23 protein-coding genes and 1 tRNA gene are annotated in these 19,383 nt (G+C 62.6%); 15 read left to right on the top strand and 9 right to left on the bottom strand.

Features of this window, described 5'->3' with window-relative positions:
* The first annotated feature begins 5 nt into the window (after nt 1-5).
* The gene (locus EKN06_RS04115; RefSeq protein ID WP_127611565.1) at nt 6-407 is read left to right on the top strand and encodes an MAPEG family protein; all 402 of its coding nucleotides are present in this window, start codon (nt 6-8) and stop codon (nt 405-407) included.
* Nucleotides 408-485: 78 nt separating this feature from the next.
* On the opposite strand, the gene EKN06_RS04110 is transcribed toward EKN06_RS04115, so the two are convergent.
* Complete coding sequence (locus EKN06_RS04110) at nt 486-2,237, bottom strand: fatty acyl-AMP ligase (RefSeq protein WP_127611564.1); 1,752 nt, start codon at nt 2,235-2,237, stop codon at nt 486-488.
* A 227-nt stretch (nt 2,238-2,464) separates the two neighbouring features.
* On the opposite strand from EKN06_RS04110, the gene EKN06_RS04105 reads away from it, so the two are divergent.
* From EKN06_RS04105 to EKN06_RS04090, 4 genes are all read left to right on the top strand, one after another.
* Nucleotides 2,465-3,010, top strand: coding sequence for a regulatory protein RecX (locus tag EKN06_RS04105; protein WP_338068062.1), 546 nt, complete (start codon nt 2,465-2,467; stop codon nt 3,008-3,010).
* Nucleotides 3,010-3,537: a DUF192 domain-containing protein gene (locus tag EKN06_RS04100; RefSeq protein ID WP_127611562.1), complete on the top strand. Its 528-nt coding sequence runs from the start codon at nt 3,010-3,012 to the stop codon at nt 3,535-3,537. The genes EKN06_RS04105 and EKN06_RS04100 overlap by 1 nt, the downstream gene beginning before the upstream one ends.
* A gap of 94 nt (nt 3,538-3,631) precedes the next feature.
* A complete protein-coding gene (locus EKN06_RS04095; RefSeq protein WP_127611561.1) occupies nt 3,632-4,030 on the top strand; it encodes an NADH:ubiquinone oxidoreductase subunit NDUFA12 in 399 nt (132 codons plus the stop codon).
* Nucleotides 4,027-4,596: a DUF2155 domain-containing protein gene (locus EKN06_RS04090; RefSeq protein ID WP_127611560.1), complete on the top strand. Its 570-nt coding sequence runs from the start codon at nt 4,027-4,029 to the stop codon at nt 4,594-4,596. The genes EKN06_RS04095 and EKN06_RS04090 overlap by 4 nt, the downstream gene beginning before the upstream one ends.
* Here the strand turns inward: EKN06_RS04090 and aat are convergent.
* Nucleotides 4,503-5,228 (bottom strand): leucyl/phenylalanyl-tRNA--protein transferase, encoded by a 726-nt coding sequence (gene aat / locus EKN06_RS04085; RefSeq protein WP_127611559.1) that lies wholly within the window; start codon nt 5,226-5,228, stop codon nt 4,503-4,505. The two genes, EKN06_RS04090 and aat, sit on opposite strands and share 94 nt — an antisense overlap.
* Before the next feature lie 106 nt (nt 5,229-5,334).
* Here aat and EKN06_RS04080 point away from each other — a divergent pair.
* From EKN06_RS04080 to EKN06_RS04070, 3 genes are all read left to right on the top strand, one after another.
* Nucleotides 5,335-5,410: transfer RNA gene (locus tag EKN06_RS04080), tRNA-Trp, on the top strand.
* Between the two features lie 206 nt (nt 5,411-5,616).
* A complete protein-coding gene (gene gntA, locus EKN06_RS04075; RefSeq protein WP_127611558.1) occupies nt 5,617-6,303 on the top strand; it encodes a guanitoxin biosynthesis heme-dependent pre-guanitoxin N-hydroxylase GntA in 687 nt (228 codons plus the stop codon).
* Nucleotides 6,300-6,896, top strand: a complete 597-nt coding sequence (locus tag EKN06_RS04070) for a DUF1989 domain-containing protein (protein WP_127611557.1) — start codon at nt 6,300-6,302, stop codon at nt 6,894-6,896. The genes gntA and EKN06_RS04070 overlap by 4 nt, the downstream gene beginning before the upstream one ends.
* 19 nt (nt 6,897-6,915) lie before the next feature.
* On the opposite strand, the gene EKN06_RS04065 is transcribed toward EKN06_RS04070, so the two are convergent.
* Nucleotides 6,916-8,202, bottom strand: a complete 1,287-nt coding sequence (locus tag EKN06_RS04065; RefSeq protein ID WP_127611556.1) for an MgtC/SapB family protein — start codon at nt 8,200-8,202, stop codon at nt 6,916-6,918.
* 261 nt (nt 8,203-8,463) lie between these two features.
* Nucleotides 8,464-10,011 carry an alanine/glycine:cation symporter family protein gene (locus EKN06_RS04060; protein WP_127611555.1) on the bottom strand — a complete coding sequence of 516 codons (1,548 nt, stop codon included), beginning with the start codon at nt 10,009-10,011 and terminating at the stop codon, nt 8,464-8,466.
* A gap of 278 nt (nt 10,012-10,289) precedes the next feature.
* Here EKN06_RS04060 and secE point away from each other — a divergent pair, with 278 nt between their 5' ends.
* The 4 genes from secE (at nt 10,290) to rplA (ending at nt 12,320) form a co-directional block, all read left to right on the top strand.
* Entirely contained in the window at nt 10,290-10,484 is a 195-nt protein-coding gene (secE, locus tag EKN06_RS04055) for a preprotein translocase subunit SecE (RefSeq protein ID WP_127611554.1), read from the top strand.
* Nucleotides 10,485-10,509: 25 nt separating this feature from the next.
* Nucleotides 10,510-11,046, top strand: coding sequence for a transcription termination/antitermination protein NusG (nusG, locus tag EKN06_RS04050; protein ID WP_127611553.1), 537 nt, complete (start codon nt 10,510-10,512; stop codon nt 11,044-11,046).
* A gap of 139 nt (nt 11,047-11,185) precedes the next feature.
* Nucleotides 11,186-11,617 (top strand): 50S ribosomal protein L11, encoded by a 432-nt coding sequence (gene rplK / locus EKN06_RS04045; RefSeq protein ID WP_127611552.1) that lies wholly within the window; start codon nt 11,186-11,188, stop codon nt 11,615-11,617.
* Nucleotides 11,618-11,621: 4 nt separating this feature from the next.
* On the top strand, nt 11,622-12,320 hold the full coding sequence (gene rplA, locus EKN06_RS04040) for a 50S ribosomal protein L1 (protein WP_127611551.1): 699 nt from the start codon (nt 11,622-11,624) through the stop codon (nt 12,318-12,320).
* 179 nt (nt 12,321-12,499) lie between these two features.
* Here rplA and EKN06_RS04035 read toward each other — a convergent pair whose 3' ends face one another.
* The 4 genes from EKN06_RS04035 to rimO all read right to left on the bottom strand — a co-directional run bounded on the left by EKN06_RS04035 (nt 12,500) and on the right by rimO (nt 15,748).
* On the bottom strand, nt 12,500-12,769 hold the full coding sequence (locus EKN06_RS04035; RefSeq protein ID WP_127611550.1) for a hypothetical protein: 270 nt from the start codon (nt 12,767-12,769) through the stop codon (nt 12,500-12,502).
* On the bottom strand, nt 12,727-13,464 hold the full coding sequence (locus EKN06_RS04030) for a hypothetical protein (protein WP_127611549.1): 738 nt from the start codon (nt 13,462-13,464) through the stop codon (nt 12,727-12,729). The genes EKN06_RS04035 and EKN06_RS04030 overlap by 43 nt, the downstream gene beginning before the upstream one ends.
* A gap of 120 nt (nt 13,465-13,584) precedes the next feature.
* Nucleotides 13,585-14,349, bottom strand: a complete 765-nt coding sequence (locus EKN06_RS04025) for a competence/damage-inducible protein A (protein WP_420810762.1) — start codon at nt 14,347-14,349, stop codon at nt 13,585-13,587.
* A gap of 19 nt (nt 14,350-14,368) precedes the next feature.
* Nucleotides 14,369-15,748 carry a 30S ribosomal protein S12 methylthiotransferase RimO gene (gene rimO, locus EKN06_RS04020; protein ID WP_127611547.1) on the bottom strand — a complete coding sequence of 460 codons (1,380 nt, stop codon included), beginning with the start codon at nt 15,746-15,748 and terminating at the stop codon, nt 14,369-14,371.
* A 161-nt stretch (nt 15,749-15,909) separates the two neighbouring features.
* Between rimO and EKN06_RS04015 the strand changes: the two genes are divergently transcribed.
* From EKN06_RS04015 to EKN06_RS04005, 3 genes are all read left to right on the top strand, one after another.
* Nucleotides 15,910-16,308 carry a DUF1761 domain-containing protein gene (locus EKN06_RS04015; protein ID WP_127611546.1) on the top strand — a complete coding sequence of 133 codons (399 nt, stop codon included), beginning with the start codon at nt 15,910-15,912 and terminating at the stop codon, nt 16,306-16,308.
* Nucleotides 16,309-16,523: 215 nt separating this feature from the next.
* Nucleotides 16,524-17,243 carry a cupin domain-containing protein gene (locus EKN06_RS04010; protein ID WP_240654587.1) on the top strand — a complete coding sequence of 240 codons (720 nt, stop codon included), beginning with the start codon at nt 16,524-16,526 and terminating at the stop codon, nt 17,241-17,243.
* A gap of 118 nt (nt 17,244-17,361) precedes the next feature.
* The gene (locus EKN06_RS04005) at nt 17,362-18,330 is read left to right on the top strand and encodes an aldo/keto reductase (protein WP_127611545.1); all 969 of its coding nucleotides are present in this window, start codon (nt 17,362-17,364) and stop codon (nt 18,328-18,330) included.
* Here EKN06_RS04005 and EKN06_RS04000 read toward each other — a convergent pair.
* Nucleotides 18,327-19,382, bottom strand: coding sequence for a potassium channel family protein (locus EKN06_RS04000; protein WP_127611544.1), 1,056 nt, complete (start codon nt 19,380-19,382; stop codon nt 18,327-18,329). The genes EKN06_RS04005 and EKN06_RS04000 overlap by 4 nt on opposite strands.
* Nucleotide 19,383 lies beyond the last annotated feature (1 nt).

The raw sequence follows: 19,383 nt of genomic DNA, 5'->3' as shown, positions 1-19,383 counted from the left end.
TAACGATGCCGATCGAAATCCGCATACTGGTCTATGCCGCCATCTTGCTGCTCGTCCACATCTTCGCCGAAGGGCACTACAAGACCAAGCAATACGGCAAGCAATGGAACGTCGGCGCGCGGGACGAAGACTTGCCCCCGCTGAATGCCGTGGCCGGGCGGTTGGGCCGGGCACGGGGTAACTACCTCGAAACGCTGCCGATCGCGATCATCGGCCTGTTGGGCGTCGTCGTCGCGGGCAAAAACAGCGACATGACAGCGCTGGGCGGCTGGATCTGGCTGGGCTCGCGGATCGTCTATTTGCCGCTGTACTGGGCTGGCGTGCCGGTGGTGCGGACGATCGTGTACATGATCAGCCTAGTCGGGCTGGGCTTTGTGCTGTGGCCGCTGCTGATGGCCGGTGCCTGACCCAGACGAGCACAAACGAAGGGGGAGTTCGCGGTATCGCGATCTCCCCCACAATTCAGCAATTCGGTAATTCGCGCGTCAGGCGGCCAGGCTATAGGGCTCGATCTCGCCCGACAGGTACAGCTTCTTCGCTTTTGCCCGGCTGAGCTTGCCCGATGACGTGCGCGGCAGGGTGCGCGGCGGGACCAGTTCGACGACGCAATTCATGCCGGTGATCGAGCGCACCTTGTCGCGGATCTGGTCGTGCAGCTTTATCCGTTCGAACGGATCGGAAATGCGGCAGTGAACCAGTACGGCGGGTACTTCCTCGCCGTTGTCGGCCTGGACCGCAAAGGCGGCGATGTCGCCCTGATGGAAGCCGGGAAGCTGTTCCACCGCCCATTCGATATCCTGCGGCCAGTGGTTCTTGCCGTTGATGATGATCATGTCCTTGGCGCGGCCGACGATGAACAGATAGCCGTTCACCATGTAACCCATGTCGCCGGTATCCAGCCATCCGTCGACGATACAGGCGTCGGTCGCTTCGGGGTCGCGGAAATAGGAATGCATGACGCTTGGCCCGCTGCACCACACCTTGCCAATCATGTGGTCGGCCAGTTCGTGGCCTTCTTCGCCGCGGATCACGACTTCCATGTCCTTCACCGCCTTGCCGCAATTGACGATGGCGCGGTAACGCGCAGGGCGGGACAGGTCGCGCGGGGTGCCCGACAGGCGCTCTTCCTCGACCAGTTCGACACGGATCCCTTCGCCCGGCGGCATGATGGTCACGGCCAGAGTCGCTTCGGCGAGACCGTAACTGGGCGTGAAGGCATTGGCCTTGAACCCGGCATCGGCAAAAGCGTCGACGAAATTCTGCATCACGTCGGGGCGGATCATGTCGGCCCCGTTGCCCGCCAGCCGCCAGCGCGACAGGTCGAAGCGTTCGGCGACGTTCGACTGGCTGGAAATGCGGCGCGCGCAGATGTCGTATCCGAACGTCGGCGAGTAGGAAATCGACAGCCCTTCGTTCCGGCTGATCAGGTCCAGCCACGCCAGCGGGCGGCGGGCGAAATCCTCGGTCTTCAGGTAATCGCCCGAAACCTGATTGGCGATCAGCGACAGGAAGCAACCGACAAGGCCCATGTCGTGATACCACGGCAGCCACGAAATGCAGCGATCGTTGTCGCCCACGCGCATCCCGTGCGAATGCGCGGCAAGGTTCGACATCAGCGCGCGGTGGGTGACCGTGACGCCGTGGGGAAACCGGGTAGAGCCGGAAGAATACTGAAGATAGCAGATATCGTCGGGGCTAAGTTCGGGCAGGGCGACATCGGGCGCTGCCTGCGCGGCAAACGTGGTCCAGTCGATGCCCTTACACCCCTGCCGTTCGGCGGCGGCGGATGCCATCGCGTCGATTTCGGCCGGATAAAGCAACATAAGCGGGTCGCTCGACTGCAACTGCACGGCAAGCTGGTCGATATAAGATTCCTTGCCGCCAAAACTGGTCGGCAAGGGCAGGGGAACCGGCCATGCCCCGGCATAGACCGCGCCACAGAACAGTGCGGCAAAATCGGTGCCGGTTTCAGCCACCAGCGCAATGCGGTCGCCCGGCTTCACCCCGGCCGCAACCAGTCGGCGGGCCATGGCCAGCGCATCGTCGCGCAGTTCCGAATAGGGATAGACTCGCGTCAGCTTGCCGCGCGGGTCGTGGAAATTAAGCCCGCGCGAACCTGTGGCGGCATAATCGATCGCGTCTGCAAAAGTCGCGAAATCGGCAAGCCGGCGCGGCAATGTATCCGCATTGGGGGTGGGCTCAAGCGTGGCGCCAGCCGTGGGGGCGATCTGCGTCATGAAGCTGCTGCTATCCCGTCAATTTGCAAAAGTGGACCGCTTTAGTCGCCCGCCCGATTAATCCCGCCTGAAACCGGACTTTCGTTAAGGGTTCTTCTCGAGCCAATTCTTCGTATACGCGACCGTCAGATACCAAGGCCGTTTCCAATGTTACGATAGTGTGGCAAGAATATGGCACGATGACCGAACGAACCGGCGGATATCCACGAAAAGCCCGAACCGCAAGAGTGAGAAAGCCGTTAAATTCGGCCTCTCTCGAAGAAATGGCGCTCGCCTATGTTGCCCGGTTCGCGACTACGGCACGGGGATTGCAGCGATATTGTCAGAGAAAGCTGCGCGAACGCGGCTGGGAAGGGCAGGAGGACGGCGCGCCGTTACCCGACATCGATGCGATCGTGGCCCGTTTCGTCGGCATGGCGTATGTCGACGATGGCGAATATGCCCGGACCCGCACCGGCAGCCTGCTGCGCCGGGGATACGGCATCCGGCGCGTGGCACAGGCGCTGGACGCGGCGGGCGTCGATGCCGAAGATCGCGTCGCGGTGAGAGAGGGGGCCTTGCGCGAAGCGGCCTTGCGGTTAGCCGAAAGGCGGCGGTTCGGCCCGTTCGGCGCCGACGGTGCACCGCCTGCCGATCGTTCAGTGCGGGATAAGCAAGTGGCGGCCATGTTGCGCGCAGGGCACGCGCTCGATACTGCGCGACGCCTGATCGAGGCGGCGAATGCCGAAGAGGCACGCGAATGGGTCGCAGCCGCCAGCGAAGAGGACGATTGATGTCGATTGCTAAGTTCGGCAGCGCGCTGGCTCTGTTCATGCTTGCCGCCTGTGCCCCTTCGTCGCAGGGGCTGGCATCCGATGCGCCCAGCGCCACCGACAAGGGTTCGGCGGCCATGCACCCCGTGTCGGGGCTGCCGCTGATCCCGGTGACTGTCGCCAGCAGGGCGGGCGCGCATCGGTTCACCGCGGAATATGCGGGCGTGCCCGAAGCACGCACCAGGGGCTTGATGTTCCGCACCGAACTCGGCCCTGACGAAGGCATGCTGTTCGATTTCAGCACCACCGAAGCTCAGCCGATGCGCCGTAACTTCTGGATGCTCAACACGTACATCCCGCTCGACATGGTGTTCATCCGCACCGACGGCACCGTCGACAGCATCGCCGCCAATGCGGTGCCTTATGACACCTCCCGCTATTCGTCAGTCGGGCCTGCCAGTTATGTGCTCGAAATCCCGGGCGGTCGCGCCGCTGAACTGGGCATTGCCCCGGGCGATCGCGTCACATTCTCCGTGCCGCGCGGATAACGGCTTTGCAGGTTCAATCGGCAAGGCGTCCATCGCGCGGGTTGCAGATCGGCGCGCGTGCCGCTAATCGGCCAACGATGAAAAAGGTGGCACGATGAGCATCCTCGGCAAGATCTTCACATGGTGGGACGGTGCCACATTCGGCACACTTCTCGACACCAGTCGCCATGGCCAGAAGGTCGGCACCGACGCGCAGGGCAATGCCTATTACCGCGCGAAGAAGCCGAATTCGCTGGGCCACGAACGCCGCTGGGTCATTTATGAAGGCGCGAACGATGCCAGCCGCGTGCCGGCCGAATGGCATGGATGGCTGCACGGTTCGTTCGATGGCGTGCCGGAATCGAACCTGCCGCCGCCGCGCATCTGGGAAGTGGACTATACCCCCAACGCCACCGGCACGGAAGGCGCCTATCGCCCGTCGGGCGCGCTGGAAAAGGGCGGCGTCCGCGCTCGCGCCACCGGCGATTACGAAGCCTGGTCGCCCGACCAGTGATTCGCCGCACCCCGCTCGCGCTGGCAGCGACGGTGCTGCTGGCCGCTTGCGGCAGCAAGCCGGAGGCGGGCGACGCCGCCAAGGGCGTCGACAAGGAACAGCCTGTCGCCAGCACCGCTGCGAACCAGAAATTGGCCGCTGATGCCGAACCCGTGATCGGCGAAGACGGCTTGCCCGCAGGCACCCCGATGGCAGAGCGTGTCGCCACGCTTGGCCTGTTGAACAAGCGTAACAACCTTACGCAAGACATAATGTTGAAGCCCGGCGAGCAGAAGCGCGTCAAGGACGTGCTGATCCGGGTGGAAACGTGCGAACGCCGCCCGCCCTGGGATCCGGAGCCGGAAGAGGGCGCTTTCGTCCAGATCTATACGACAACCGACGACGACGATGAGGAAAGGCCCGATTGGAAGGGCGTCTTTTCGGGTTGGCTGTTCCTCAACAGCCCGTCACTGAACGTCGTCGAGCATCCGATCTACGATGTCTGGATCAAGGACTGCGCGATGGTCTTTCCCGGAGAGGAAGAGGCCGCCGCCAAGGACGAAAAACCTTCGGGCAGCGCTACGTAAGGCGCTTCGTCGGCAGGTCTGCACGACTTTGCCACCAGTTCCATATAGCGCGCCTGAGGCATGGCGACCGCACCAAGCGAGGCGAGGTGGGTGGTCATGAACTGGCAGTCGAGCAGTTCCATCCCCGCAGCCTGCATCGCCGCGACGAGCCAGCATAGCGCGACTTTCGATGCGTCGGATTCGAGGCTGAACATTGATTCGCCACAGAACACCCGGTCGAACGCCACGCCATAGAGCCCACCGACAAGTTGCCCATCGCGCCAGCATTCGATGGAATGCGCGTGGCCAAGCTTGTGCAGCATCACGTAACTGTCCGTGATCCGCTTGCTGATCCAGCTTTCCGATACGTCGTCGTCTTCGCCATCGCGCGGGGCGGCGCAGCGGGCGATCACGCCTTCGAACGCGCGGTTGCAGGTGACTTCGAACCTGTCCCGGCGCAACGTGCGCAACAACGAGCGCGAAAGGTTCAGCCCCTCGAGCGGAAGGATGGCCCGTTCGCGCGGCTCGATCCACATGATCTCGGGATCGTCGCGCGTTTCCGCCATGGGGAAAATGCCGCTGCGATAGGCCAGCAGGAGCAGTTCCGGATCGATGAGGGATTGCGTTCCAGGGGGCGGATTGAGCTTCGACATTGCGCGCAAGATGCGCTCGATCCGGCCATTTGTCACCTGCCTGACGCGATCGCGCCAAGATACCCTTGTCAGCCCGCGCGAAGGGCGATAGAGGCGCTCCACCCGCAGGAGTGTAGCTCAGTTGGTAGAGCATCGGTCTCCAAAACCGAGGGCCCACGGTTCGAGTCCGTGCACTCCTGCCATTCACCCGAAATTCCCGATATCGTCGTGATATTGCAGCGTTGCGCCATTCTGGCGTCGGCCGCGTCGATTTCGCGCGGATGGTGGTTGCACCCGAATGATCCGGGATCATGCAAACAATCGCCGGGTTAACATTTGTGCAAAATGGAACGGATCGCCGTGGCATCGGTTCGTCGGGGGTGAATGTTGTCTCCCGGAGAATTTAATCATGTCAGACGCAGGAGTTCTCTCCGGCGATATTTCGGAATCGTTCCGCGATTTCGTGCGCGATCGCGCTTTTCCCTGCGTCGGCGCGAAAAGCGCATTGTCGCGCGGGACGCTCAAGGTCGAAACCTGCCGTTCGATCACCAGCGCGTGGGACGATGTGCGCATCCATCGCGAATTGCTCGACTGGGCCTATGCCTATCGCGACGACCCGACGGCGCGCTTTCTTTCCATCGCTTTCGTATTCGAGGGTCCGTTCGACCTTGACGAAAAAGGGTTCGAGACCGCGATGTGGGAGCGTATCCAGTCGCTGGCCGACAAGGACGCGTGGCTTGAACAACCTTATGATCGCAGGGTCAGCGCCGATCCCGGAGACCCGCATTTTTCGCTCAGCTTCGGCGGCGAGGCTTTCTTTGTTGTCGGCATGCACCCGGCGGCCAGTCGCCCGGCGCGCCGGTTTGAACGGCCGGTGCTGGTGTTCAATCTCCACGATCAGTTCAACCAGCTGCGCGAAGACAACCTTTACGAAACCATTCGCGAAACCATCCTGAAGCGGGACGAGGCTTTAGCCGGCACGCTCAATCCGATGCTGTCGCGTCACGGCGACAGCAGCGAAGCGCAGCAATATTCAGGCCGCCATGTGGGTGAGGATTGGCAATGTCCGTTTCGCGACAAACGAGACATGGCATGAACGCGGCAGTGGGGCATGACCAGCGCGTGCCCCCGCGCAGCGGCGTGGGATTTGAACTGCAACGCGGCCAATCGCTAACGGTGATCGACCCGGAGGGCTGCCAGGTCGCCGACCTGCTGGCATTCGCGCGCGGTGATGTGCGCGAGGTCATTTCGAACGGGCGGACTTTCGATTACGAAGAAACCCTGCGGCTGACCACCGGCCATCGGCTATGGTCCAACCGTTCGCGCGTGCTGTTGACGATCGAAGACGACACCGTCGGCTGCCACGATTTCCTGCTGACCCCGTGCAGCAAGGCCACGTTCCGCCATTTCTATCCCGACAAGCCGGTCCATCGCGGCTGTTTCGGCAATCTTGCCGATGCACTGTCGCCATGGGGCATTGCGGAGGACGATATCCCCGTCGCCTTCAACTGTTTCATGAATGTGCCGGTGGCAAATGACGGATCGATCGCGGTGTTGCCGCCGCCGGGCAAGCCGGGCGATCGCATCGTGTTTTGGGCCGAGGTCGACCTTGTCATCGGACTGACTGCCTGTTCCGCCTATGCCAGCAACGGCGGGACGTTCAAGCCGATCGACTACCGCATCGACTGACCGCGTTACCGACGCCGAGTCAGGTCAGGAACGTCGCGACGAACGCCCAGCCTAGCGTGCCTAACAATACCGCAAGGCTGGACAGCAGCGCGATAACGGCGGTGCGGCCCGCTTTCCATTTGGCATTGGCGAAGACGACGGCAGTTTTGAAAGCCATGTTGACCCCGACCGTTCCGGCAAGCGCGATCGCGGCAATTCGCGGGCTGATCGCGCCCGTCGGCAGGGCGGAAAAGGCGACGATTGCCGCGTCGACATCAAAGCTGCCCGCAATGAACAACGACAGCCCTCCGCCTGTTTCTCCGAATTCGGTTTGCGCCCAATTGACCAGCAACGACGCCCCGGCCACCGCCGCGAGGAAACCCAGCGCGGGCAGCAGTTCGAACGGCTTTTTCTGCAGTTGGTGCCCCTCCGCGCTGCCGATCGTTTCGGACCGCCACACCAATGCGGCAGCAACAAAGGCCGCAATTGCCGCCGGACCCAGCAATTTGAGCAGCGGCAAGGTGACGACCGGGGCGATCACCACCGTCAGCAGGATCACGCGCAAGTACATCACCGCGCTGGCCAGCGCGATGCCGGTGGAAAACGGCCCCGCCTCGTCCTTGCCCAGCCGTGATGAAAGCGCGGCGGTTACGGCGGTGGACGAATAGGCCCCGCCGATCACTGCCGTCGCAATCGTGCCCTTGCGTTCGCCGACAAGGCGGTTTGCCACATATCCCGCAATCGAAAACCCGGTGATGAGCAGGACCACGAGCCACAGCTTGAACGGGTTCCACGCATTGTACGGCCCGAATTGCGCATCGGGCAGGAACGGCAGGATCGCGAGCGCCAGCACGGCGTAGCGCGCGATGGCCTGTACTTCCTCGTCGCTCAGCCGGTCGATCAGGCCATGCAGCTGTCGCCTGAGCGCAAGCACCAAGGTCGTGACCGCAGCCCCCGCCACGGCAAAGGCAGGATAGCCGGCCCCTGCCAGCAAACCCAGCGACAGCGCGACCATCGCGGCCACCATCGTGGTCGCATCACGCCGTTTGCTTCCGGTGGCCTCCTTGACGAAGGATGCCACCAGCATGGCCACCAACCCCGCCAGCAGGATGGCAGCGATGATCGGCGACAACACTTCGGCGACAATGCCCGACAAGGCACCCATGCCGCCGATCAGCGCAAAAGTCCTGATGCCCGCAACGCGCATGCCGCTTGGCTGTTCGCGTTGGCGCCAGCCGCGCTCGATCCCGATCAGCAGCCCTGACGCGAGGCCCGCCACGACGCTGAGCGCAAGGTCGGAATCGAAAGGCAGAGTTTGACTTGGCACGCGCCGATCCGATCAATCGCAGGTCTTGTTCCTGAGTGCATCGAATGGGGTCGAGCCGCAAGAAAAAGCCAAGGCCGGCGCCAATTCGCGCCACCGTGAAGCTAGCCCGGTCACGGCGGCAACCTGCCTGTCGAGCCCGCCGGAGTGAGCATGTGCCCCGGAAAAAAGGGAACGGTGGCCGCAAGCATTTTGTCGGCCAACATCATGGCGCGCGAAGCCTATTTCAGCTGCGCGCGCCGTCCTGTCACTGCCCGATGTTCCTCAATATTGCTCAGGCTCTTCCGGCGTGGCGCGTACATGGTCCCGACCGGCCTTGCGCTGTCCCTTTGCCAGCTTGAAAACCACGCCCGACAGCAAGGCTAGTGCCAGAAGGTTGGGCAAAGCCATCGCCGCGTTGGAAATGTCGCCGAGCCGCCAGACCAGCGTCAGGTCCTGCGACGATCCGATAAAGATCACCACACACCACAGCACGCGCCACGAGATATGGAGCATCCTTTCGCCCCCCCGGGTCGATCCGGGAACGCGGTCGTAAAGGAACGTGATCGCACGCTCGCCATAATAGCTCCACGTCAGCAGGGTCGTGAACACGAACAGGATCAGCGCGATGGACGCGATCAGCGTGCCGATGGGAATCGTGCCGATCGCCATCGGGAAAGCCGCTGCGAACGCACCCGATGTCATGGCAAACCCTTGAAGGTCCGATTGCCATGCGTGCTTCACCGCGCTGCCGGCACCGGTGAACTGGCCCTCGACGGTAAGGATCACCAGCGCGGTCATCGTGCAGATGACGATCGTGTCGATGAACGTGCCCAGCATCGCCATGCGGCCCTGCTTTTCGGGATCGTCGGTCTGGGCGACGGCGTGGGCGATCGGGGTCGAACCCTGACCCGCCTCGTTTGAGAACAAGCCGCGCGCGACGCCTGCACGGATCGCAAGCGCGATGGCCGCGCCGATGAAGCCGCCGCTTGCCGCCTGCGTGTTGAAGGCTCCGCCAAAGATGCGACTGAAGGTTTCGGGAATGTCCTGAATGTTCAGGATAATCGCGACGATCGCCATGAAGACGTAAGCAAAGGCCATGAACGGCACGACCTTTTCCGCAACGTTGCCGATCGACTTGATGCCGCCGATGATGACCACGAACACGGCGATGGCGGTGATCAGGCCGCCGACCCATTCCTCGATCCCGAAAAGTTCGTTCAAGCCGTCGGCGACCGCGTTGGCCTGAATCGAATTGCCGGTGACGAGCGCCGAGAACAGCGTGCCAATGCAGAAGACTACCGCCAACCAGGTCCATTTCGGGCCAAGGCCCATCATGATGTAGCTCATCGGTCCGCCGCGATAGGTGCCGTCGCTGGTCGTCTCGCGATAACGGATGGCCAGCGAACCTTCGGCAAAGGCCAGCGCCATGCCGATGATAGCGGTGATCCACATCCAGAATATCGCACCCGGCCCGCCCAGCGAAATTGCCGTCGCGACACCGGCAAGGTTGCCCGTGCCGACCTGTCCCGACAGGGCGGTGGACAGCGCGGCAAACGGGCTGATTTCGCCCGCACCTGTGCCCTTGCGACCTTTGAACAGGCCGGAAAAGGCGGAGCCAAGATTGCGGATCGGATAAAATCTCAGCCCGAACATGAAATACAGCCCGACGCCCAGCAGGACGATGGTCATCGGCGGTAGCGGCTGCCCCCCGATGGCGAGTACGGGATCGCCGTTCCATGTTCCGCCCCAGATGAAGTCCGAAACGTTCGTGACGTGATCGATAAGACCTGGTTCGATCTGTGCGGGGGCGGGCTGCGCTTCTACGCTCATGCAATCATCCTGCTGAAGCCGATGTCGTAACGGTTACAACGGCTACCGACCGGCCCGGTTGAAGGAAAGCGCCAAATGCGCGCCATACCCGGCGAAGTTGCAGTGGGGCCCGGCAAGAATGGTGCATCTGCCCTTGCACCGCAGCGAAGTGCGCACTATTGGCAACAACGTAATTCCGACATCGGAAATCTGACCGCCGTCTCCCAGCCTCGCTCGGAGCGGCGATGGACCGATGCCGAAACCCACTTCGACGCTTCGAAAAGGCAAAGAGGAAGCACATGGCCAAGACCACTCCCGGAGAGTTCATCAAGCAGGTGAAAGCCGAAGGGGCGAAGGTCGTCTGGCCGAGCCGGCAGGAAACGATCAGCACGGCGATCTTCGTCGGCATCTTGATGTTGATCCTGTCGATCTTCTTCCTCGGCATTGACACGCTGTTCGGCGCAGTCATGCAGTGGCTGCTCACGCTCGCCTGATCGACTAGGAACGCAGGAAAAAAACATGGCTCGCTGGTACATCATCCACGCCTACTCCGGCTTTGAAAACAAGGTGAAGGAAGCCATCCTCGCCGAAGCGGAGCGCACCGGGCTCGAAGCCCTGGTCGAACAGATCGAGGTTCCGGCCGAAACGGTGACCGAGGTCAAGCGCGGCAAGAAGATCCAGTCCGAACGCAAGACGATGCCGGGCTATGTCCTCGCCAAGCTCGCGATGAACGACGACATTTATCACCTTGTGAAGAACACGCCCAAGGTCACCGGCTTCCTTGGCAATGGCGGCAAGCCGCAGGCGATCTCCGAACGTGAGGCCGCCCGTTACTTCGGCCAGCGCGACGAAATGGCCGCGCAGCCCAAGCGCGAAATCACCGTCGATTACGAAATCGGCGATTCGGTGAAGGTGCTCGACGGCCCGTTCGCCAGCTTCAACGGCGTGGTCGAAGAGCTCGATTTCGACAAGAGCAAGGTCAAGGTCAGCGTTTCGATCTTCGGCCGCGCGACCCCGGTCGAACTGGACTTCGAACAGGTCGAACTCGTCAAGTAAGTTGCATTTCGGCTCGACCCTGCTAAGGGCGCGCTCTCCCATCCGTGGGACCCCGTGCGGGAGGTGGGCATAAGACCGCCGTCTAACCGCTTATCATGAGGGCCGCACCTGCGGTCCGACAGTGTGAAAGGAGGCCATTATGGCCAAGAAGATCGAGGGCTACATCAAGCTCCAGGTGCCCGCGGGCGCCGCAAATCCGTCCCCGCCGATCGGCCCCGCGCTCGGTCAGCGTGGTGTCAACATCATGGAATTCTGCAAGCAGTTCAACGCTGCCACGCAGGAGCTCGAAAAGAGCATGCCGATCCCGACGGTCATCACCGTCTTTGCCGATCGCAGCTTCACGTTCATCACCAAGACGCCGCCGGCTTCGTTCCTGCTGAAAAAGGCCGCGAACCTGAAATCGGGTTCGAAGGAGCCGGGCAAGACTTCGGCCGGAACCATCAAGCGCAGCGCCGTTCAGGCGATTGCCGAACAGAAGATGGCCGACCTGAACGCGAACGACATCGAACAGGCGACCAAGATCATCGAGGGCTCCGCGCGCTCGATGGGCCTCGAAGTGGTGGAGGGCTGATACGATGGTAAAGCTGAGCAAGAAGCAGAAGTCGCTGACCGAAAAGCTGGACGCTGAAAAGCTGTACGGCATCGACGAAGCGCTGCAGACGCTGCGCGACCTGAAGAGCGCGAAGTTCGACGAAACTGTCGAAGTCGCTCTCAACCTCGGCGTCGATCCCCGCCATGCGGACCAGATGGTTCGCGGCATGGTGTCGCTGCCGTCGGGCACCGGCAAGGACATGAAGGTTGCCGTGTTCGCACGTGGTGACAACGCCGAAAAGGCGCTTGCCGCAGGGGCCGACAAGGTCGGTGCCGAAGATCTCATGGAAGACATGCAGAACGGCAACCTGAACTACGACCGCGTGATCGCGACCCCGGACATGATGGGTGTCGTCGGCCGTCTGGGTAAGATCCTGGGCCCCAAGGGCCTGATGCCGAACCCGAAGCTGGGCACCGTTACGCCGAACGTCGAACAGGCGATCAAAGACGCCAAGGGCGGCCAGGTCGAATTCCGCGTCGAAAAGCAGGGCATCATCCATTCCGGCATCGGCAAGCTCTCGTTCTCGGACGATGCGCTGAAGGCAAACTACAACGCTTTCGTCGATGCGATCGTCAAGGCGAAGCCGGCTGGCGCCAAGGGCAAGTACCTGCGCAAGATCACGATTACGTCGTCGATGGGCCCGGGCCTGAAGATCGACATGTCGGACGTCTACAGCGCCTGATTTTCACGCGCTGTAAGAACTGACACGAAGTTTAAAGGCCGGGGGCGACGCCCTCGGCCTTTTTCGTTCGGATCGATCGTGGGACACACGGCGTTTGGAATTTGCCGCTTTCGAACCGCCAATTTTTGCAACGAACCGCGCGATGGTGGCTTTTGGTGCCGGTGGCAGCGCCGCGCCGATCAGTTGGCCGGGCCGGCCGAAAGTTCCATCGAAATGCCGTCGCCATCGATCCGAACATGCACGACCGCGAAGTCGCAAGCGCGCGCGGCCGCGAGCAACTGGGCGAACCGTTGCAGGTGCCCGATCGGAAGTTCCGGGAAAGAGTTCGCCGGTTCAACCGCGATGTCGGCTTCGCCATGGTCCTCGATGATCGGGGCGATCACTTCGATCGGGCGTTCCGACGGTTCTATCGGCGCTTCTTCTTGCGTGTAGATGACGCGCAGGCCCATGCTTTCGCCGTCGTTCCACCGCACTTCGCCGTCGACGATCTGGTTGTCGGGAAACACCAGCGAAGTCTTGAACCTGGGGCGACGTCGATCCCGGTATGGCCGAGCTGCATCCCTTCGCGTGAGAAATCGATCACCCGCACGGCGACCGCGTCGCGCGTCGCGTCGATGCACATGGCCGGATCGTCGGCGGCAACGCGCGTCGTCGCCCGCTGATCCGTGATGACAGGATCGTCGTTCGCCGCCGCGGCATGTTGCGGGATATCGACGGGCTCCGGTTCATAGTCGACGTGGATTCGCGCCGGTTCTTCGTCCGTCGGAACACTTGCGTCACCTGTCGGCGCGACGTCGGCGAAATCGTTGCGCAAGGCCATGATCTCGGCTCGATAGGGATGGTCTGGATCGACCGCATCCTGACCCGCGAGAATGGCAAAGACGGCATCGGGCAGCGGTATTGCAAATTCCAGACCTGCTTCGCGCCCCAGTTTCAGCCAGCGGACGTGCGCGGCGATGGGACCGAAATTGCCGATGCGAATTGAAATCGTCTCTCCGCGCGACAGGTTGCGCGAGATGTCGAGCAAACGACAGCCCAGCGGGGTGAGGTCCACCACGTTGACGATTTGAGCAAGGCCAGGTCCCCGGCGAAAGCTGCCGTTGGCCGCCACTTGCACGCGGTCGGCCAATCGCGAATTCACCATGCCTTGATCCCTCGTTCTAAAGTCAGGATCGGTCCGTAAAGTAACTTGCTTAACGAGCGGTAACCACGCCGCTCCGCACAGGTGTCGGTTTGTGGTAAGCTTCTAACGGGTTGGATGTTGTCAGATGCCGCCCGGCGTGAAGTCGTAGCCCATTTCTCCCAGCCCTTCGCACAGGCTGTCGATGCAGCTTTTTACCGTTTCCGGGCTGGTCGACCGGACGACGAAATTCGCGCCCACCCTGCCTTCGCGAAAGAACGGATAGCTGCCTATCTGCGATCCTTCGTGGGCGCGCTCGACTTCCATCAGCAGCCCGGCGATCTCGCTTTCGGGCACCCATGCGCCGACGGTATCGGACAAAAGGGGCGCGCCGCCCTCCAGCGAACCGGTCAGCGCGTCGAGCATGCCGGCGGTAATGTCTGGCACGCCAGCCATCAGGTGCAGGTTGCCGATACGGATGCCGGGCGCGCCGGAATAGCGATTGGGGATCAGATCCGCACCGTCGGGCACCCGCGCCATGCGCAACCGGCCTTCGTTCACTCCGCCCTTGTCGGCGTAATAGTTTTCAAGAATGGCGCGCGCTTCGGGATGGACGACGACGTCTACGCCAAGGGCCTCCGCAACCGCATCGACGGTGATGTCGTCGTGGGTGGGGCCGATGCCGCCGGTGGTGAACAGGTAATCGTTGCGCGCACGCAGCGTGTTCACCGCTTCCACGATTGCGTCCACTACGTCGGGCACGACGCGCACTTCGCGCAGGCGGATGTTCTGCACACCCAGCCAGCTCGCGATCTGCGCGATGTTCTTGTCTTGCGTTCGGCCCGAAAGAATCTCGTCACCGATGACGACAAGGGCTGCGGTCCAGATGCGGGAATCGTCCATTGCCATCGGCCTTAGCGCGCTCCGTTCACGCGATAAAGCCGAACAGGTCGTGCGCGTCGGCTTCTTCGAGGGTGGCCATGACGATGTCGCCTTGCGCCAGCGTTGCGGGCACGTCGCGCAGGAACACGCTGCCGTCGATTTCCGGGGCGTCGGCCTGCGACCGGCCGGTGGCGCCGATGTCCCCGTCCTCGTCCGGTTCGCCCACTTCGTCGATGATGACGGGGACGGTGCGACCGACCTTGGCAGCCAATTTCGCGGCGCTGATCCGCTCGGTCACTTCCATCAGACGGGCGTAGCGTTCTTCCTTGACCGCTTCGGGCACCGGATTGGGCAGGGCATTGGCCTGTGCGCCTTCGACGGGTTCGAAGCGGAATGCCCCCACCCGGTCGAGCTGTGCTTCCTCAAGCCAGTCGAGCAGGTATTTGAAGTCGTCCTCCGTCTCTCCGGGAAAGCCGACGACGAAGCTGGAACGAACGGCGATGTCGGGGCACACTTCGCGCCACGATTTCAGCCGTTCGAGAACCTTCGCCTCGTTCGCCGGGCGCTTCATCGCGCGCAGGACCGACGGGCTGGCATGCTGGAACGGGATGTCGAGATAGGGCGTCAGCAGTCCTTCGGCCATCAAGGGGATGACGGCGTCGACATGCGGATAGGGATAGACGTAGTGCAGCCGGACCCACGGCTGCTCGCCACCGGGCGTGCGCATATGGCCCAGTTCGCGGGCAAGATCAGTCATGTGGGTGCGGACGGGGTTGCCCTTCCACATGCGTTCTTCGTGCCGCACGTCGACGCCATAGGCCGACGTGTCCTGGCTGATGACGAGCAGTTCCTTCGTCCCTGCGGCCAGCAGCTTTTCCGCCTCGCGCAGCACGGCGTCGATCCGCCGGCTGGCGAGCTTGCCGCGCAAATCGGGGATGATGCAGAACGCGCAGGAATGGTTGCAGCCTTCGGAAATCTTCAGATAGCTGTAATGGCGCGGCGTCAGCTTGATATCGGGTTGCGGCACCAGATCGACGAACGGCCCGCGCGCTGCGGGCGCCGCTTCGTGCACAGCATCGACAACCTGTTCGTACTGATGCGCGCCCGTTACGGCGAGGACATCGGGAAAACGCGCACGGATCAGCTCCGCCTCGTTCCCCATGCAGCCGGTAACGATCACGCGGCCGTTTTCAGCGATGGCCTCGCCGATCGCCTCCAGGCTTTCTTCCTTCGCGGAATCGAGGAAACCACAGGTGTTGACCAGGACGACGTCCGCCCCCGCGTAATCCGGGCTCATCGAATAGCCGTCGGCGCGCAGCCGTGTGAGGATGCGTTCCGAATCGACAAGCGCCTTGGGACAGCCGAGGCTGACCATGCCGACTTTGGGAGAGGGGGCGATCTGGGCCGGTTGCGTTTCTTGAGACATCGTGGCTGCGCCCTACACGCGACGAGCCGTGCGCGCCAGCCGTTCGATGCTGCCGCGTGCCGGAGAGGGGGCTTAAAATGTCGCTCGATAGCGTCTAGAGCTCGTTACAGGGGTTACCTTTCCGCGTCGGGTGGCGGAATTCTGAGCAGACGGGAAATTTGATGGGTCCGGTGGACTGGATTGGCGTATTCCTCGCAGCGGTGGCTGCGATGGTCGTGGCGGCTGCGTGGTACAGGATATTTTTGCGGCCGCTCGCCGTATTGGCGGGGCCGGGCGGGCTCGAGGTTCGTCGCAGGCCTTTCACCACGATGATCGCCACATTCGCGCTCGTATTCGTGAGCGCGGCGATGCTGGGCCACATGTATGCGCGGCTGTCCGATCCCTCGAAATGGTGGCTCTATCCGATGATGAGCGGGGGCGTTGCGATATTCTTCGTCATTCCGGCGCTGTGGACCAATTACCTGCATCAGCGCAATCCGCGCGCAATTGCCTTCATCGACGCAGGATTCTGGCTCATCGCATATCTTGCCATGGGACTGGTGTTTCTGCTGCGCCGCTGAACGAAGTGGTGGGGGGACGCGCGTGTGGGGCCGAGCGATCGCCAGCCCACACGCGGTAGTCCCTGCTGTATCCGGCGGGCCAGATCGGACAAATCCCCGTCAAAAGGCGCAATGCGGCATCAGGTTCCGGTCGATCGGGGCAAAGATCGCGCATTGCCGGTGCGGTTCAAATCTGATCGCGCCGTCGTTCGCCCTTTCGCGACAGGAGCCTTTGCGTGGATACGATCACCGACTGCCCGACCTTCATCGATCTTGCCGCCATGGCCGCTGGCCAATCCTTGGCCACGGGATCGGACCCGTTCGGCTCCGATGCGCAGTCGCTCCCGGTGCGTGCCGGCCCTTGCGAGATTTTCGCGACCGCAATCGCGACTGGTGAAGGTCGCTATTCGGAGATCGGCGGCGACACGATGATCCTCGCACTCGACGGCGCTCTCGTGCTGGGTTGCGAAGGTCGCGAAATCGCATTGGCGAAAGGACAGAGCGCCGTGATCGCGCGTGGCACCGCCTTTTCGTGGCGCGCCGATGCGCCGGTCACGCTGATCGGGATGCGTTACACCGATGCACCCCAAGGCGATGGAGGCATCGTCGCCATCGACAATGGCGCCACGCTCGCGCCGTCGAATCCGCCTGCCGACGAAGTCCTGTTGAGCGAGAAGCCATCATGCCGTTCGAACAACCAGTTCGCGTCATTGGACGATGGGCAGTTCAAATGCGGCATCTGGGATTCCACACCCTATACCCGCGTGCCGATCCTGTTCCGTCACACGGAACTCATGCATCTTTTGGCAGGAAAAGTGACGTTTACCGACGCAGCTGGCCGCACCGCGACGTTTGGCAAGGGCGACACCTTCATCATCGAGCAGGGCGCGCGATGCAGCTGGGATAGCCGCGAAGATGTCGCCAAAATCTACGGAACCTTCAAACCGGCCGATTAAGCGCGGTCCGGTTGCCGCCGGCGGTCCATTGGGATGCATGGGCTGTATGAAAGCCGCCACTTCGCCGATATGATCGTCCCGACGCACGGTTAGCCCGTGCTTTCGGGAAGGATATGCCATGAAATCGTCGAGGCCGCTTGGTCGGACCGGCATGAACATCGCGCCGGTCGTGTTCGGCGGCAATGTCTTCGGCTGGTCGATGGATGAGGCGCAGAGCTTTCGCGTGCTCGACGCATTCATTGACCATGGCTTCGATGCGATCGACACGGCCGATGTCTATTCCCGCTTTGCCGATGGACTGGCAGGCGGCGAGTCCGAAACGATCCTTGGCCGCTGGTTCGCGGCGCGGCCGGGCATGCGGGACAAGGTGAAGCTGTTCACCAAGGTCGGGCTGGACATGGGCGGGCCGGGCGAAAAAGGTCTGTCGGAACGGTGGATCACAGAAGGGATCGAACGTTCGCTGACGCGGTTGAACACCGATTACGTCGATCTTTATTTCGCCCACATCCCCGATCCCGATACCGATCATGCCGAAACGCTTGGCGCGTTCGAGAAATTGCTGACCGCCGGCAAGATCCGCGCCATCGGGGCATCGAATTTCGGTGCTGATCTGCTGCAACAGGCATTGGCCGCGTCGGCCGCAACGGGTCTTCCGGAATACCAGGTCGTCCAACCCCGCTACAACCTTTGCGACCGTGACGATTTCGAAGGCCCCCTGCGTGACTTGTGCATCGAACGCGGCATCGGGGTGATCACTTATTTCAGCCTCGCGTCAGGCTTCCTGAGTGGCAAGTACCGGACCATGGCCGATATCGAGCAAAGCCAGCGCGCGCCGTGGCTGCGCGGCTATATGACCGAAGGTGGCACGCGGCTGATCGAGGTGCTGAACGATGTTTCGGCCAACCTCGGGGCCAAACCGGCAGAGGTCGCGCTGGCATGGCTGATCGCGCAGCCGGGAGTCACCGCGCCGATTGCGAGTGCTACCAGCGTTTCGCAAGTCGAGAGTTTCGGCAGGGCGGCGGAGCTGGAACTGAGCGCCGAAGACCTCGCGCGGCTGTCCGATCCGATTGCCCGGTCAGTGGGTTAGGTCACGCCCGGCCCGACATCGGGCGTCGGACGGACAATGACAACCGTGTCGCCGGCCTTAACGCTTTCGGCCTCTGGCTCCCAATACCCAAAGGCATTGCCGTCGCGATAAAGCCGCAGGCCCAGCACGCCCGATCCCAGATCGCGCAAGGGGCGGCCGACATCGTCTGGCCGAGCTTCCCGTTCGATCAGCTGCACCCGGCCCGAAATCGACGCCAGGTCGGCGAGATAGTCGGCGGTGTGCATGCCGCTTGCGCTTCCGGCCAGCAGCAGCCCGGTAAAGCGCACCGGGTTTATCACGTTGGTCGCGCCCGCTTGCCGCGCCAGCAGCTCGTTATCGGGGGCGCGGACGACCACGGTGATCGGCACGTTGGGCGCAAGGTGGCGAACCGTCAGCACCATCAGGATGGAGGTGTCGTCGCGGCCAGCGGATACCAGCACCGTCGCCGCCTCTCCGATGCGGACGTCCTGCAGCGATTCGTCGCGGGTGGCATCCGCGTTGATCACGTTGCAGCCCATGTCGGCTGCAAGGGTCAGCCGGTCTTCGTTGGTGTCCATGACGACGATGCAATCGGGACGTGTGCCGCGCGCGATAAGCTCGCCCACCGCCTCTGCCCCCGACACGCCGAAGCCCAGCACGACGACATGATCGGTAAGGCGTTCCTGGATGCGGGCCATGCGGAACTTCTCCCAGCTGCGCTTGATGATGAAATTGTAGGCTGTGCCCACGAAGATGAAGATGACGGCAAAGCGGATCGGAGTGACGATGACCGCCTCGATCATGCGGGCGCGGTCGGACACCGGGGCGATGTCGCCAAACCCTGTCGTGGTGATCGAAATCATCGTGAAATAGACGACGTCGGAAAAACTTATCACGCCATCGTGATTGTCGATCAGCCCTTCACGGTCGCTCCAGTGAATGAGCACGACCAGAAAGACGAGGCCGAGTGCGGCGGACAGCCGCAGGAACGCGTCGGCCCAGACCGGCAAGGTGAGCCGTCGCCGCAAGGGCTGATGGCGTTGCAGCCGGACGGGCCGGGGCTTGTCCGCCAAG

The sequence above is a fragment of the Croceicoccus ponticola genome (genome assembly GCF_004004515.1).
Taxonomy (GTDB): Bacteria; Pseudomonadota; Alphaproteobacteria; order Sphingomonadales; family Sphingomonadaceae; genus Croceicoccus; species Croceicoccus ponticola.
The sequence above is the reverse complement of the archived record's forward strand: the minus strand, read 5'-3'. Positions and strand labels throughout refer to the sequence as shown.